This is a genomic window from Acinetobacter sp. YWS30-1 (assembly GCF_033558715.1).
Taxonomy (GTDB): Bacteria; Pseudomonadota; Gammaproteobacteria; order Pseudomonadales; family Moraxellaceae; genus Acinetobacter.
Genome location: NZ_CP114606.1, coordinates 2693545 through 2707088 on the forward strand (window position 1 = coordinate 2693545; position 13544 = coordinate 2707088).

At 38.1% G+C, this 13544-nt stretch carries 15 protein-coding genes; 8 read left to right on the forward strand and 7 right to left on the reverse strand.

Features of this window, described 5'->3' with window-relative positions; genetic code table 11:
• Nucleotides 1-35: 35 nt before the first annotated feature.
• Nucleotides 36-2141 (forward strand): RelA/SpoT family protein, encoded by a 2106-nt coding sequence (locus O4M77_RS12815; protein WP_004787093.1) that lies wholly within the window; start codon nt 36-38, stop codon nt 2139-2141.
• Between the two features lie 73 nt (nt 2142-2214).
• Here the strand turns inward: O4M77_RS12815 and O4M77_RS12820 are convergent, their stop codons facing one another.
• On the reverse strand, nt 2215-3273 hold the full coding sequence (locus O4M77_RS12820) for an RNA-guided endonuclease InsQ/TnpB family protein (protein ID WP_004787095.1): 1059 nt from the start codon (nt 3271-3273) through the stop codon (nt 2215-2217).
• Between the two features lie 131 nt (nt 3274-3404).
• Here O4M77_RS12820 and O4M77_RS12825 point away from each other — a divergent pair, with 131 nt between their 5' ends.
• The 3 genes from O4M77_RS12825 to bfr all read left to right on the forward strand — a co-directional run bounded on the left by O4M77_RS12825 (nt 3405) and on the right by bfr (nt 4902).
• A complete protein-coding gene (locus O4M77_RS12825) occupies nt 3405-3788 on the forward strand; it encodes a RidA family protein (protein ID WP_104425645.1) in 384 nt (127 codons plus the stop codon).
• Nucleotides 3789-4009: 221 nt separating this feature from the next.
• Nucleotides 4010-4204: a bacterioferritin-associated ferredoxin gene (locus tag O4M77_RS12830; protein WP_323713532.1), complete on the forward strand. Its 195-nt coding sequence runs from the start codon at nt 4010-4012 to the stop codon at nt 4202-4204.
• Nucleotides 4205-4437: 233 nt separating this feature from the next.
• Nucleotides 4438-4902, forward strand: coding sequence for a heteropolymeric bacterioferritin subunit Bfr (bfr, locus tag O4M77_RS12835; protein ID WP_180053729.1), 465 nt, complete (start codon nt 4438-4440; stop codon nt 4900-4902).
• Between the two features lie 54 nt (nt 4903-4956).
• Here bfr and O4M77_RS12840 read toward each other — a convergent pair whose 3' ends face one another.
• The 5 genes from O4M77_RS12840 to O4M77_RS12860 form a co-directional block, all read right to left on the reverse strand.
• Nucleotides 4957-6591: a PglL family O-oligosaccharyltransferase gene (locus O4M77_RS12840; protein WP_323713533.1), complete on the reverse strand. Its 1635-nt coding sequence runs from the start codon at nt 6589-6591 to the stop codon at nt 4957-4959.
• A gap of 84 nt (nt 6592-6675) precedes the next feature.
• The gene (tfpZ, locus tag O4M77_RS12845) at nt 6676-7410 is read right to left on the reverse strand and encodes a TfpX/TfpZ family type IV pilin accessory protein (protein ID WP_323713534.1); all 735 of its coding nucleotides are present in this window, start codon (nt 7408-7410) and stop codon (nt 6676-6678) included.
• A gap of 216 nt (nt 7411-7626) precedes the next feature.
• On the reverse strand, nt 7627-8559 hold the full coding sequence (locus O4M77_RS12850) for an IS5 family transposase (protein WP_180025590.1): 933 nt from the start codon (nt 8557-8559) through the stop codon (nt 7627-7629).
• Nucleotides 8560-8638: 79 nt separating this feature from the next.
• Complete coding sequence (locus O4M77_RS12855) at nt 8639-9835, reverse strand: serine hydrolase domain-containing protein (RefSeq protein ID WP_323713535.1); 1197 nt, start codon at nt 9833-9835, stop codon at nt 8639-8641.
• 83 nt (nt 9836-9918) lie between these two features.
• Nucleotides 9919-10329 carry a pilin gene (locus O4M77_RS12860; protein WP_323713536.1) on the reverse strand — a complete coding sequence of 137 codons (411 nt, stop codon included), beginning with the start codon at nt 10327-10329 and terminating at the stop codon, nt 9919-9921.
• Nucleotides 10330-10739: 410 nt separating this feature from the next.
• Between O4M77_RS12860 and O4M77_RS12865 the strand changes: the two genes are divergently transcribed.
• The 4 genes from O4M77_RS12865 to O4M77_RS12880 all read left to right on the forward strand — a co-directional run bounded on the left by O4M77_RS12865 (nt 10740) and on the right by O4M77_RS12880 (nt 12971).
• Nucleotides 10740-10895, forward strand: coding sequence for a DUF1778 domain-containing protein (locus O4M77_RS12865; RefSeq protein WP_323714109.1), 156 nt, complete (start codon nt 10740-10742; stop codon nt 10893-10895).
• 69 nt (nt 10896-10964) lie between these two features.
• Complete coding sequence (locus O4M77_RS12870; protein ID WP_323714110.1) at nt 10965-11159, forward strand: type II toxin-antitoxin system Phd/YefM family antitoxin; 195 nt, start codon at nt 10965-10967, stop codon at nt 11157-11159.
• Between the two features lie 352 nt (nt 11160-11511).
• Nucleotides 11512-11979 carry a pilin gene (locus tag O4M77_RS12875; protein WP_286421227.1) on the forward strand — a complete coding sequence of 156 codons (468 nt, stop codon included), beginning with the start codon at nt 11512-11514 and terminating at the stop codon, nt 11977-11979.
• A gap of 86 nt (nt 11980-12065) precedes the next feature.
• The gene (locus O4M77_RS12880) at nt 12066-12971 is read left to right on the forward strand and encodes a hypothetical protein (protein WP_323713537.1); all 906 of its coding nucleotides are present in this window, start codon (nt 12066-12068) and stop codon (nt 12969-12971) included.
• Between the two features lie 214 nt (nt 12972-13185).
• On the opposite strand, the gene O4M77_RS12885 is transcribed toward O4M77_RS12880, so the two are convergent.
• Nucleotides 13186-13542 carry a hypothetical protein gene (locus O4M77_RS12885; protein ID WP_323713538.1) on the reverse strand — a complete coding sequence of 119 codons (357 nt, stop codon included), beginning with the start codon at nt 13540-13542 and terminating at the stop codon, nt 13186-13188.
• Nucleotides 13543-13544 lie beyond the last annotated feature (2 nt).

Genomic DNA, 13544 nt, shown 5'->3' on the forward strand with positions numbered 1-13544 from the left:
TTATTTGTTAAAAAATCCAGTTTTAAAGGTGTTTTATGCCAGGCCCACAGGTCAGTGAAGCTAAGCAACAGTTAAAAATCATCATCGACGCGTACTTAAGTGAAAGCGATGTCGAACGTGTGCTTGCGGCCTGTGATTATGCCGATATTGCCCATGATGGCATTACCCGTAAAAGTGGTGAACCTTATATTCTGCACCCTATCGCGGTGAGCTGTATTCTGGCCCATATGCGTCTGGATACTGAAACCTTAATGGCAGCGCTGCTGCATGATGTCATTGAAGATACCGACTTCAATAAAGATGACATTACTGAAAAATTTGGCAGCACGGTTGCAGAGTTGGTTGATGGGGTCACCAAACTCAGCCACTCCAGCGATAAAGAATATAATAAAGCGGCCTCTTTCCGTAAAATCCTGCAAGCAACTTTACAGGATCCACGTGTCATTATTGTGAAACTGGCAGATCGCTATCACAACATGACTACGCTGGAAGCATTACGCCCGGATAAACGTGCCCGTATTGCCCGTGAAACCTTTGAAATTTTCGTTCCAATGGCACGCTTGGTCGGCATGAACGAAATGGCAGATAATCTGGAACATCTCTGTTATCAGAATCTGGATCTGGATATGTATAATGATGTCCAGGCTGCCCTTTTAGAAACCAAGCCTAAACGCTGTGAATATCAGGCCAAGTGGGAACAGAAACTTAACGAATTACTACAGCAATATGCCATTGAAGGCCGGGTTAAAAAGAAAAACAATAATATCGAGCTATTACGCCATTTTGTAAAAAATGATATTGATCTGCAGGAACTTACACATAGCCACGCATTTGAAATTATCTTACAGAGTATTGCCGATTGTGACCGTCTCGCAGATATTCTGACTGAAAGTTTTACGGTTCAAAATTATCAGGACAATATTCGCCGTCCCCTTCCAGGCGGCAACCAGTCTTTAACCATGCGCTTAAAAGGTGAAAAGACCACTCTATCGCTGACTATTCAAACTGAACTGATGCGCAAAGCTGCGCGCTTTGGTGTTGTACTGGGCGAAAATGCGCCTCAAGCCTGTCGCTCTGCTATTCAGGCATCCATGCAAAATCTGAACGTACTGGTTGATGGTGAATGTGCCAAAACCACGTTCAGCGAATTACTGGATTATCTGCATCAGGAAAAAATTTGGGTTTATACCCCTCACGGTCATCTGCATGAATTGCCGCAAGGTGCGACTGCTGTTGATTTTGCTTATGCCGCCAGCCTGTTCTTGGGTAACCATGCTATTGGCGCCAAGATTAATGGTGAAACCAAGCCGCTTTCTACGCCATTATTGAGTGGTCAGGTCGTTGAAGTCATCACAGATGTTCTTGCAACCCCAAACCCGGACTGGCTCAGCTTTATTAATACCCAAAAAGCCCGTCGTGCGATTCAGAATATCCTGCGTGATCAGGATATTGATGAACAGCGCCTTGTGGGTCAACAGGCCCTCAACCGTGCCTTAAAACTTTTCCAGTGTTCTATTCGTGATCTGACCGAAGCTGACTGGAAAAATGTACTGGAGTGGCGTCATGTACCAACTAAAGAGCAACTATTTGAACAGATTGCTGTAGGTGACTTATTACCACAACTGGTTGCCAACCATTTATTTGCACATGACCAGCATCAAAATGCGAACAGTTCAGGTCGTCTTATTCAGGGTACAGAAGGCGTAGATGTTAAATACGCACATTGCTGTAACCCGGTACTTGGTGATCCAATTCAAGGTCATCTCACTCGTCGTGGCCTAATTGTACATCGTGCCCGTTGCCATAATTTATTGCAGGAACAACATATGCATCCTGAAAATATTATGCCTCTACAATGGACGACTGAAGATTTGGATGATGTCAGCTTTACTGCCTATCTCTGTATTGATCAGGCCATGGACGATGAACAGATTTCCGATCTGATTTATCAATGTCGTAAAGGCCATACAGGTGTAGAGATGGTGCGTAATTATGATGGCAAAACTTATGTAAATATTGTGGTGCATAACCGTAAACAGATTGCCAAGATTATTCGTGATTTACGCATGCATTTTGGTTTTCCACGTATTACCCGCTTAGAACAACCGCTCAATATTGCTGAAACCTCTAAAGCCAGTTAATCATTTAAAACGATAATGCTTTTGTCAGTTGAATTGATCTAATATGATGTATGTTGATGTTGACATCCTCCAGCTAAAGCAAGCGGATTCCTACTGCTAGACGCTCATGCCCAAGCGCAAGTATGTTCTTAGCGGAATTTAAATCACGATGATTTATACTTCCACACTCACATTCCCATACTCTTATTCGCAAATCTGTTCTACCTTTGGGACTGCTAGAGGTGATTTCACCGCAGCACGAACAGATTTGGGTTGTGAATTTCTCACTGACTTCCTCAAACAATACCCCTGCGTTCTCGCATTTATACTTGAGCATTGTTTTCAGTGCTGAAAATCCTGTGTCCAAAACAGATTTCGCCATCTTGGTTTTTACAAGTTTGCTCGCACTTAAGTCACCTACAACAATCAGTGCATTTTCTTTCACAAGCAGAGTGCTTGCTTTATGCAAATGGTCTTTACGACAATTGGCAATTTTAGCGTGTAATGCACGTACACGTTTTTTATTTCTTGCTCTTTGAGCAATCCCTAATTTCTGCTCGTAATTACGGTAAAACTTAGGATTTGAAATTACAGTACCATCTGAGCAGGTGGCAACGTCTTTTAGACCAAGATCAATACCAATCGCTTTAGTTGCCGTTGGTTTGTCTTGTTTAGGTGAGTCCACAACAAGACACACATACCAGCGCCCACGACTATCCTCAACGAATGAGCCTGTTCTCACGCTGTATTTACTTATGCCGTAGCTATCCCATAGCTTAAATTTCTGCTTGCCGTATTGCACATATCCATCAGCATATTTAATCGCTACTTTTTTAAATGGTATCCAACCAAGCGAACGTCTTGCTGACTTCTTGTTACTCACACGCCATTTCAGCTTTGCTTTCTTGTGTTGTCTTCTTTTATCAACATATTCTTCTGTTATCCCTTGCACTGTTTGACTATGCAAACCACACAATTTTGAAGTTCCTTTTGTGTATTGAGTCATATCAAATGCTGAGAAAAAGTCACCTGTTCTTTTGAGGTGTTTGAAACTCAAATCATTCACATAATTCCAAACAAAGTTCACCTCAGATGCTAATTGGTCTAGCACCTTGCAATGTTTGTCTTTTATGCGTAATTTAAGTGTTTTCATGAGCTTATTTTAGATCATGTTAAATTAAAGGTGTTGATTTTAAAAAATTCAACGACATTTTATGTCGTATCGCTTATATCTCTGCCCTGAAGGACAGAGTTTTACGCTCCATTTGATAAAAGGAGAAATTAATGTTCCGCCAAGTAATCCATACTGAAAATGCCCCTGCTGCCATAGGCACCTATTCACAAGCAATTCTAGTCGGGGATACTCTTTATTTATCCGGCCAGATTGGTCTGGATCCATATAGTATGGAACTGGTTGAAGGCATCGAAGCTCAGATTCGCCGTGTGTTTGATAACTTGAAAGCGGTTTGTGAAGCCGCAGGTGGTTCATTGGCTGATATCGCCAAACTGAATATCTTCTTGACCGACCTTTCTCATTTTCAGCTCGTAAACCAGATTATGGGTGAATACTTTGCTCAACCTTATCCAGCACGTGCTGCCTTAGGGGTTGCAAGTTTGCCTAAAGGTGCTTTAGTTGAGATGGATGGCATCGTTGTTATCAATCAATAAGTTATAAAAATCACCAAATCTCCAGCCTGCAATATTTAATTCTAAATTATAAATCGCTCTTGCGCAGAAATCCGAGTAGCACTCGGATTTCCGCTCAGGTGTTATTTTTTTATCTGAATCATCAATCATTATAAAAAGCATTTTCAAATGATTTTTATTGACAAACGATAACAATTATCAATAATATCTCTTATCTTATTTATTCACTGTGGTTGTATCCTATGTACGTTTGTCTATGCCGTGGCATTACAGATCAAAACATTAAAGATGCTATTGCAAATGGCGCCGAAAGTTACCGCGATGTGCGTGAAATGCTTGATCTAGGCACGTGTTGTGGCCGTTGTGCTCCAGAAGCCCGTATGATCATTAGTGATGAAATTTCCCAGATTGCTGCACGGCTAGCGGTTGCTGCCTAAAGCGGATAACGATAATTATAAAATTAATGGTCTCGTATCATTACTCCTCCCCCGCCTCTGACTCTGGCGGGTTTTTATTGCTTTATATTTCACCTGAAGCTTTTTGATTGCGATTTTCATTTGCAGTTCAATAAATTACTCGCCATTGTTTGCTCGATTGATTTAAGATAAGTTAATCAAAAACCCATAGTAATAAATGGGTCAACAGGCTATATGGAGTATGGAGTGATACGATGAAAGGCAATCGTGATGTAATTAATCAGCTGAACCAGGTGTTGTATCACCACCTTACAGCGATTAACCAGTATTTCCTGCATTCACGCATGTTTAATGACTGGGGCATTGAAAAACTGGGTTCGACAGAATATAAAGAGTCCATCCGCCAGATGAAGCATGCCGATAAAATTATTGAACGTATTTTATTTCTTGAAGGCTTACCAAACCTACAACATCTTGGCAAATTATATATTGGCCAGCATACTCAAGAAGTACTGCAGTGTGATGTCCGCAAAGTTAAAGAAAATATTGAAGTCATTCAGCAGGCTGTGGCTTTGGCAGAAACACAGATGGATTATGTGACTCGTGACTTGGTGCGAGAAATTCTGGAAAAAGAAGAGGAATATCTGGACTGGACTACGACTCAGCTAGATCTTATCGAAAGTGTTGGTATCGAAAACTATATTCAAAGCCAGCTCTAAACCTAAAATGAATCAATAAAAAAGCCAGCTCTTGCTGGCTTTTTTATATGGAATTTATCTTGGCATATCCTGAATCAATTCTTCATAACTGAGTTCGGTTTTTTGAATAACTTTTAAGCGTTGCAGCTGATGCTTGGCTTCATTTTCATAACCATTAAAAGCTAACAGTTTGGCGTATTTAATCAGATTATATTTAGTTGGATAACTTAATACCATCTGCTCACCTGCTTGAATCTGTTCAGGGGATGCTTTGCTATAAGGGTTAAGACGAATCCAATCAATACGATGATTAAACTCTGTTAATAAATAGATTGGCTGCTGATTGGTGATTTTTTCGGGCTGTTGCTCATAACGAATACTTTGACCAAGTTTTGGCACAGCGACATCATAATCCCGATAGATCACAATCAATAACAGTAGTCCAAACCCAAAAATGATTTTCATTGCTATAGCGGGTAAGGTCACGGTTTTGATATTCGGATTTTGGGCTAGAACAGTACCTAAAATAAAACCTACTGGTAAAAGGAAATAGGCATAGTGCTGCGGAAACTCAAACATGGCATGCGTAAGAAAAGTCCCAATCATTAAAATACCAATGACCGACTCAGGGGTCTTAACCCATCGCTGCATTTGATAACCCAAATAGCCGAAATAGGCTAAGAAAGGCAGACCAATAACTAGCCCATTCCACAGCAAGAAATCAATAATTAAGTTATGTGCACTGCGAATCCAGACCGGACCCTGCACTGTATCACTGATCGAGACAAAGGCAACACTGGTCTGATACCAGCCATAACCAAACCATGGCTGTGCCTGAATGGCCGCTAGCATTTGCTGCCAGATTGCCAAACGCGACATATCGCCTGTAGCACGTGCTACTACATCGCGGCTTTGTACCACATCTGCATCTATTACTTGAGCAGCTAATTGGCTAAGTAATGGGAAAACAGCAATACACGCAATAAAGAAAACAAACCATATAATGCTGTAATACCATTTCAGACGGATCACACCTTTATATTGATAGAAAGCTAAATAAAGGATAATCGCACTCGCAGCAACCCAAGCAGTACGCGACTGACTTAAAGCAATTCCAATAACGATAGCTAAGGCGCAAGCCACTAACCATTTAGTCTGGATTTTTTTCTTCTCATACAGATAAAGACAGCTCATCAATGCCATGACCAAAAAAGTCGCCATATTGTTCGGCTGGGCAAAGTTGGCATAAGGTCGCTGATTACCACTGATATTAACCATACCAGGTAAGCTTGCATCCAAGTTAGTCCACTGACACAAAGTAATTAAACCTGTGATTGTTCCTGAAACTAAAAATACATAGCTTAAGTTGGTAAAAGTTTCTTCTCGGTTATAGTTTCCTGTTGACAGATGGTAGCCCAACACACTTGCCAGCCAAAAGCTAAACACGAAAATACAACCCAGCATGGCGGTGCTAAAGAAAAACCCCTGTCCTGTGAGTATATGGATTAGCGGCACACTAGCAAGGAGCAACAACGGCAGACTGAGAGCTGGAATTTTGAGTTTTTCTTTTAGACAGATTGCAGCGAGCGCAAATAATGCAAAGAATGCATACAACTCACCTGTATAAGTGACCCACGGGCGGTAATGCACTGGCATCAGCCAAGCAAGAGATATAAGGATTGCTGCTATGAGAGCAAGCGTGAATTTCATGGAAATATCAGGCGGTAGAAGTTTGGCACATGATAAACAAAAAGCAGATTAAAAGGTAATCTGCTTTTTGTGGAAAAGGAAATATTAGTTCCACGGGCGTAGATCGACGATTTTGACCACTTCAGCTTTTTCTTTATTGATTAAAACGACCATAGCCAAGCCATAAGTTTCAAGTGGTAACCAACTATTTGCCTGTGGATGCTGACCAAAAACCGCTTGGATCTTTTTTTCATCATTCCATTGCTTCAATTGTGATAAATCACGTACTTGACTTTGAATTTGCGTTTTAGCTTGATTAATTGCGATATATCGTTCTGGGTATTGAGCTAATGATATGCCATTCAACATTGCACTCATTTGCTCAATTTGCCGTTCTTGCGGATCATCAGCCGGCTTTACAGCAACATATTGTGGCTGCAACCATGTTGGTTGTTGATATTGTGCTTGTGCATGCATAATATTTTCAGTTTTTAATTCATTATTACGCACCAGTTCAAAACGGTCATGATTGAATGCAATCCATACAGGGCGCGCTTGTGCAATGCTATACAGGCCATAACTTAATGCCGCGATTTGAATTAAAATAATAACCATCAAATCCATTTTTAAGGTTTTTTTACCTTCTTTATAGACCAGCAAACCAAGCAAAGGCCCTAAAATTACATCTATAACCAACAACATTAAAAAAATACAGGTCACACCTGCTGCTGTTGCAAGCGGAGATGGATACCAAACAAAAAATACTAAAGCCAATGCAGCCAGAGCAATTAATACAGAAATAAGTAAGTGACCTAGAAAAAAATTCTGGCGTTTAGACATGATGTAAGCTCATCTTTTAGCAATATTCAATTTACTGAAATCTTATATATTGACATGAATTAAGGCTCGATATTAGATGAAATTAATTAAGATCTACTAAATAAAAAGTTAGACAATATTTTGTATTCTAAAATCATAGATTACTTAAGTTAGTAGTATTACCCGGCTTTGTTGCATAAAGGTTTGAAAGGCTGAGTTCCCTTAAGCTACTCAAACTTAAGAGACAACTTGGGTATGAGGGCGACCTAATTCTGTGAATTTATTCAAGACTGCCATGCGTGCATGGATCTCATTCACCTGACTTGGAAAACTCCGCGCTGTTAATTTATCGCCTAATAATTTGATGCAATGCATCTTGGTTTCAACCAAACTTCGACGGTGATAACCAGACCACTTTTTCCAAAGCGATCTGCCTAGCCGTTTGACTGTCTTTAATAATTCGTTCCGCTCTATAGACCTCGCTTGCTGATCCTTCCAAGGCTTTGCATTCTTTCTAGGTGGAATGATCGCATGTGCATCTCGATCTAAAATGACTTGTCGGCAGTGCTTTGTGTCATAAGCACCATCTGTATAAACAGAATCAATTGGTTCATCCAAGGGAATTTGAGCAAGTAAATCTTCGAGTACTTGAGAATCACTGACATTATTTGTGGTGAGTTGTACTGCACGTATTTGCAGGGTTTTAGCATCTATAGCAATGTGAAGCTTACGCCATTGGCGACGATATTCAGCCCCATGTTTCTTGCGTTTCCATTCACCTTCACCAAGAAACTTCAAACCAGTAGAGTCTATGAGTAGATGCAGTCCATCACTACTTTTTTGATAGCTAATCGCAATATCAATATGCTTTTGTCTACGACAAAGGGTGGAATAATCCGGAGCTGTCCAATCTAATCCAGAGAGTTTAATCAGACTTTGAACAAAACCTGTGACCATACGTAAAGAGAGTCGGAATAGTAATTTGATCATTAAGCAGCATTGAATCGCTGTATCGGAGTAGGTTTGATTTCGACCTTGCTTGCCTTGTGATTGTGCATACCACTGAGTCTTTGGATCAAACCAAATGGAAATATTACCTCGGTTAATTAAGGCTCGGTTATAGGATGACCAATTGGTTGTACGGTAGATTTTAGAGGCAGGCTTATTCATTTTGAAATTATATTGCTGAATAAGCTTTTGATGCTAGGTTTGTGCAACAAAGCCGTATTACCCTCACAAACAAGACCTCTCAGTCATTCAAAACCTTATAAAAATATTTTTCTAATAAGTTTTCATCATAATCTTCATTATACAAAGTAGCACCGTTCCCCATCCATACAATAACTTCATTTTTTGATGTAACCATTGCTAAAGAGGTTACTGCTGGTAAGCCTCCATTTCTAAAGTACATTATTGGTCTATTTGGACCAGCACGATATTGCCACATCGCATAGCCATTACATGATTTAAATCGCTGAATATTACAATTATTCAAAGTATTTGGATTGATAAATAAAATATTATAGGGTTTAGAATCTAGCATCGTACGGATTAAGATTGCTAATTGTTTTGCACTACCAGACAAGCCTGCTGATGAAGACAGAGCTTTAAAATCAAATTTATTATCATGAGACTCCATCCAGAAATTATTATTTCTAAAATCGTATTTCACTTCATCTGGATAATAGTATCCATCTGTAAATTTTATTTTTTTTTCATTAAGTGAATAATGTTGTTGTATATATTCTCTATAGCTTTGCGTTCCTATATTTTCTATTACAGCACCCAATAAACAATAATTACGATTGTCATACGCATAACGTTGATTTGGTTCAAAATCTAATTTTAATTTACTAAGTTCTGATAAATCATACGGACACCATGATTTTTTATTAATTGCAAATACAACATCTTCGCTACGCATACGGTCGAAACCTGAACGGTGTTCCAATAAATTTGAAAGAGTGATCTGTTGTATACGTGGGTCTTCAATTTTTTGTTTTTTTAACTCAGGAAATAAGTTAATCAAAGGTGTATCTAAATGAATTTTTCCTTGATTCACTTGTTGTAATACCGCATCACTGGTAACAAGTTTAGTTAAACTTGCATAACGAAAGCGTGTATTTTCATTTAAAGCACTAGAAAAAAAGGTTATACCTTTCCAACCACTCTGACAAGTATATACTTGATTTTTAGTATCCATATAGGCAATTTGATTAGATAAATTTTTTTGATTTTTTATAATATATTTTAAACTATCTTTCATCCAAACTGGCGCATTGTTACTACAATGAATATTCCATATTGCAAGTTTCCCCTGTAAAGGATAAGCCAAACGCCAAAACCCAATACGATTAATCAGAGTAAAATGTGAAATAAACCCCATACAAGTTATTATAAATAATACTATAAATACTTCATATAATTCTATTTTTCTTATTTTCATTTATCACTAATTACCTAAAAAATTATTTAATTTTACTTTCTTAATAAAAAAAGAGCCCTTAAGGGCTCTTTTTTTATTAACTATTACTTTGAAGAAGAGGTTGGACAAGCTGCGGGCGCAAATTTTTTCAACACATCAGTTGCACAAGTCCAAGTACCTGCCTCATTACGAGACCAAGTCACTTTGTTACCACTTAAAATACTTGCTGCACTTTGACCGAATTCTCCCTCAATAGTTGCTTCACTCTTCGCCAAATCGATTTTAACTGTAGGCATACCTTTAGTAGCTGGCGCATCTTCACCTAAAAGATTTGAAGCAGTAGCACCAGTTTCACAATCAGCAGTTGCTTTACCTTCTAATAAGCAGTTCTCTACAGCAGTTTTAATACCACCAAGCTCACTCACAACTCTGCTAACTTGTGATTTGGCAATGTAGTTTTGATATTGCGGAATCGCAATTGCAGCCAAAATACCGATAATTGCAACAACGATCATTAATTCATCACATTCCATAAGTCACTTTGTATGGACACGCTCCAAACTGTTGAATTCTATTCATTTACTCCATTTTATATTTTGTCCATATGGACATGCTTTTATAACGACAATTTTTTCAAGTTTGTCCATATCCTCAAAAAATACGTAAGGTGTTAAAAACATGTTTTAGTCCGCCTAATTAAAAATGAGCAGTCACCAAAATATATTTTTGTATTCATACCGACCTTAAAATTTTATGTTTGTTATGCGTCATGCGAAATATAAAAAATTTTATGCTCAAAAACAGATGAATGATGACCAACAACGAGTTTATAGAAATACATCTAGATGCTGAAACAAAGCAATTGGCATAACGAACTGCCACTACTCTAGGTTACGCTACACTCAGCGATTTTTTTATTTATTTAATTCAAAATCACGCACCGCAAGTTTTACAAGAACACTCTCATATTCAGTTAAGTCATGTTCAGTTCGAGCAATTTATTGAAGTATGTCAAACTCCAAATAAGGTCCCTACCCGATTAAAACTGACTACCCAGCTTTTAGATAAAGAAAATTTTTAAGGAGCTGAAATCAAAGTCATTACATGTGCTGAGCTGCAAGACAATTTAGCGGATATACTCGATAACGTTATAGACGATCATGCACCTGTACTTGTTAATAGAGAAGATAAACAAGTCGTGGTGATAATAAATCTAGATGATTGTATTGCCTTTAAAGAAACAGCGCACCTACTCAAAAGTCCTGCCAATGCAAAACGGTTACGCGACTCAATCGCGCAAATTGAAGCAACTGAAACAACGTGTCATAAACTCAGTAAAGAGTAAGATTGAGATTCACTGACGATGGTAGAAATAGCGCCCTACTATACCCAGAAAATTTCAAGCGATAGACTTCAACATAAAGAACGACATCACAACACCTAAAAAAGAACAATAGAATATATGTGATACGCATCACACAATGACAATATTTGTCCAAAGTATAAAATTCAACCTGACAAAATTTGTCACTTTTTAACAAAAATATACAGCAGAATTAAAAGTCTTAAATTTTTTATGTGTAAGGTGCTGTTTTTCTGTGTAAATTGTCTATAATAAAAGTTGGCACGTTTAGTGCTAATATTAAAATAGCTTACAAAGCTTATAACTAAATTAACAACATTTGTGGAGAATGTTTATGAACGCTCAAAAAGGCTTTACGCTCATCGAGTTGATGATTGTTGTCGCTATTATCGGTATTCTTGCTGCAATTGCGATTCCTGCTTATCAAGACTACACGGTGCGTGCTAAAGTAACAGAAGGTTTAAATTTAGCTAGTCCAGCAAAAGCAATCGTTGCTGAAAATGCATCTAATGCACAACCTTTTGCACGTGGTTATGATGGTGCTAAAACTGCTAATGTAGACAGCATTACAATTGCAGAAGGTACAGGTGCTATTACTATTACTTATACTGCAGCAGCAGGTGCTACAACAGGCGCTGATACTATTGTTTTAACCCCAACATATAAAGCAACTTCAACTGCAACTGCTCAAACAGCTTTGTCTGGTACAGCAACAGCAAGTACAGTACCTACAGGCGCAATTGAGTGGGCATGTACTGGAACTATGCCTAATAAATATTTACCAGCGAACTGTCGTGCTTAATAATCGATAGATTGTGAAAAAAAACGCATCAAATTCGATGCGTTTTTTTGTTTACATGAAAATAATATGTTGTAAAGGAAGGTAAAATGAAAGGCGTTAAAAGTAAAATTTGTGATAGAAGTATTACGGGGTTTATTGATATTTTAGGTTTTGGTAGCAAAGTTTTAGCGATTAAGGATGCTGATGAGAAAAAAATCGAGGAATTAGTTAATGCAGTTAAAGCTGTTCGTAAAAATTTTGACCATATAGATGGTGAAACTACTGATGATGAAGACAAACTGATGGTGGAATATCAAAATATTGCCAGTATCACAACATTAGCCTTTTCAGACAGTGTCATTTTTAATATGCCATTAAAACCTGAAATTCCTAGAGATGAAGAATTTGGGGAAATCATGAACCAAGTCACATCTCTAGCATATGCCCAAGCTGAATGTATATTTGACGGTTTTTTTATTCGTGGTGGGGTTGATCTTGGTTGGTGGTATAAGGAAAATGATCTCTTAGTCAGTCAGAGTTTAGCAAGAGCATATCTTGCAGAATCAAAAGCGAATTATCCAATAATCGTGATTACAGATAGTTTTAATGAGTACTTTGAAAATCATCTCGATTTAAGACTTTATGGTGATACGAATATATATTCATCAAACTTTGAATACGTAGAGATACTACAAAAAGATGGAACTACAGAAAAATATTTGATGTTGGATTATATCCGAATTGTTTTGGAAAGCCTAACGGGTGTCACGCTTGAAGTTCAAGAAAATAAAAGAAAAGCAACTTCAGGAGAAGAAAAAGATAAGATTATGGAAAATGCACGTAAAATAGCAATAAAGCAATGGTTAATTGCACATGCAAAAAAAATACAAGAGGCATTTAACAATGCTACGCAACAAGATGTCAAAGATAAATATGTGTGGTTAAGTAATTATCATAATCGGAAAGTCGAACAATTTATGGCAGGAGATGAGTGTCTTTGTAATTTGTGTTAATTATTATGGGGGGTATTCTACTCTTGTAGGGTCGAATATTAAACCATTTAATAATTTGATTTTATATCTAGGGACATTTTTAGCGATTGGTTTTACATCAGGTGATTGACCTTGCTGTATATACCTCACCCTACCAAAAAAATTGATATAGGGTTGTTGTAGGGTGAGATGCACTGCATTGTAAGGTAGTCCCAGTTTATGCAAAATACTCCCTTTAGCCTGACATTTTCCGCCTCAACTCAAAATTTTCCACCAACAGCGAATTACACTTTTCCAGTAATATTTCATAATCTTTCTGTAACTGCTCATAATCACTTTTCACCGCTTTGGTTTTACTTTTAGCTTGTTCAACCTGCTGTGCAGGCGAAAGAACATTTTGCCCCGCTTGCTGTGCAGCTAGCTCAATTGCCTCAATTAATGCAGCATGACGGCTCTTTTTAATCGAACCACGCTTACGTCCAGCTTCCATTGCAACCGTATCATTATTAATCGCAGAGCCTTTCGGTAGAACCTCTGGTTTGTTGGCTTTTAATCGCTCTAAAGCAGCGTAATAATCATTAAGTGCACTCATAT